This is a genomic window from Salipiger aestuarii (assembly GCF_003259905.1).
Lineage (GTDB): Bacteria > Pseudomonadota > Alphaproteobacteria > Rhodobacterales > Rhodobacteraceae > Salipiger > Salipiger aestuarii.
In genome coordinates this window covers 1-2,151 of sequence record NZ_QLMG01000107.1, presented here as the reverse complement: position 1 = coordinate 2,151, position 2,151 = coordinate 1, and the positions used below count along the sequence as shown (strand labels likewise).

The window sequence follows — 2,151 nt, the reverse complement described above, 5'->3', positions numbered from 1 at the left end:
GGCAGCAATACGCCCTTGCAGGCCATGAAGGACGGGAACAAACTCAAGCCGGAGTTGTTCAAGAAGCAGCCATACTACCTGCCGGGATGTGACAGTTATCTTAATCAGTGGTGTAATTGCTATGCTTCACAAAATCGGAAATTCTTCTCAAGAATAGCTTCGAATACTCAACATTACCATGATGAGTATCGGAGGGATCAGCAGTTACAAAATCATCTTTCAAGAATCCATCCATAGTGACATCCCCCGGCGGGGAAACAACCGGGACTCCAGTCGCTTGTAAACGAGAACTCATCACTCCTCGAAAAGCAGAGTCAAGAAAAACAATTTCATCGGTGGTCCATTGCTTCTCCGTTAGCCTGTCTATAAACCTTTTAGTTGGTGGAGGACTAGACAAAATGCAAAAATTGTACCCAAGTGTTTTCGCCTTGCTCAAGAATGTCAGTAGGTGCCTGTGTAGGTCTTCTACCATCGCCGAAAACTCACTTTCAGTTAAGGGTTGTTTCATGGACGAAGACATAACCTTCCAATGCCGATGTGTGTCCCACCTTTTGCTATTCAAAAACACCAAGGTATGAAAACCCGCAGAAAGGAAAATTAGCGATCCATCGGGCTTGTAAAGTTCACCCTGAGGGTTACACAAAAACCCGTTCAATCTCTCCACCATTTTTGGCTTGGTAAGTCGGATTCTATTATCTTCAACAGAAAAAAAACTTTCGTAAAAGTCGTTTGCTGATCCAATTGGCTGAATGGTGCCCAAAGAAAAATCAATGTCTTTCAGCTGTGAGGCAGCTGCTCTCAATGAGTGAACATGGCTGTCACCGATGATATGACATTTCAGGGTTGAAAATTCTAAGCTCATGCTTGTCCCTTCAGGAAAAGTTCATCGCAGACAGGGTCGCGTTCTTCGGTTTCGCCCCCCATAGCTGGCTGGCTTTGCTTCACTGGGGGATGCTCTCGAAAGAAATGCTCCATGACCAGATCCACGCCCTTTGTATGGACCGTCCTCATGTCTGGCTCAAAAAACATGCTTCGTGACGGCACTCCAGAAATTATCTCATAAGATGGAAAATAATCAATCAGCGGATCAGTCTGTTCGAGTTCACCAGCGACAGTTCTTAGAACAGACTTCGAGTAGACCGTTGAGACCAGCACATGACGATCCTCAGCTGTTGCGACCAGTGGTACTGGTGAAACAGTGAATAGAAATCTGACATCAGGATTAACATTCCGAACTAGCGCTATGAACTGCTTCATATCAGACAAAATCTCTGATGCCGTAAAGTTTTTAAATTCATATTTTTCTGGGTTATACTCACCTGCCGCCGTTCCGGGGCAAATGGGAAAAACAGTCCCATCACGCTTGTCCACCCAAGCTTCTGTGAGGCCAAATGTAAATACAAACAAGCTGCAACGCGTGAACATGTGCCGCACAGCTCGGAAATGATATCCAAGAATTTCATTGTACTCTTCGTGACATGCAAATCCACCACTCTGAATCGTGGGGCGCAGGAGATCAAAAATGCGACCGTTATCTTCTACAATGCATTCAATCGGTTGGAAATCGCCGAATGCTCTTTGCGCCAATTGCAATAGCTGACGCGCTGTATAGACGTTTCCAAAGCGAGCTGAGTACAAACCATATCCGAACTTTTCCAGAGAATCAGTTGGAAAGTTAAATGGTGGACGCTCTGCATCCATATATCTGTAACCACTCCGTTGCAGTCTTTTTGCGATATGTTGCGCAAAGCAGCTACCTGCGGTCGCAATAGGTTGCGAGGGATCGATAAAGAACTTTTTCTTATAGAGATCGGCAAGGTCAAAAACAGCCCTCTGGGCTATCGCTTGCTTCCAATATCTGTTTTCCGGAAGGTGCCTGTAGGGGTGATCAATCAAGCTTTTTCCAATCGTTTCGCATATCTTTACACTGTCTCAGGACGCGGAGGCATCGTCGCATGTCCTATCTTCGAGCGCAATCATAAGGATCGGTGGCTTTGCGCCAAAATCATCGTCGCAGCGCTTGGCCCTTCGAGCCCGCAGCGCCTGTCGCCGCAGTCGCTGTTTGATGTTGTCACGTAGGGCCGCCGCGAAACCCTCTAGTTGTTTGATCCCACGGTTTGATGGTGCGATCCTTTCTCATGAATGGAAGGA

Annotated in this window: 2 protein-coding genes; both read right to left on the bottom strand. The window is 46.5% G+C overall.

The features are described from left to right. Positions 1-100: 100 nt before the first annotated feature. The gene (locus ATI53_RS23560) at positions 101-862 is read right to left on the bottom strand and encodes a hypothetical protein (protein ID WP_150282790.1); all 762 of its coding nucleotides are present in this window, start codon (positions 860-862) and stop codon (positions 101-103) included. After that, entirely contained in the window at positions 859-1,896 is a 1,038-nt protein-coding gene (locus ATI53_RS22660; RefSeq protein WP_205912205.1) for a GSCFA domain-containing protein, read from the bottom strand. The genes ATI53_RS23560 and ATI53_RS22660 overlap by 4 nt, the downstream gene beginning before the upstream one ends. Positions 1,897-2,151: the final 255 nt, after the last annotated feature.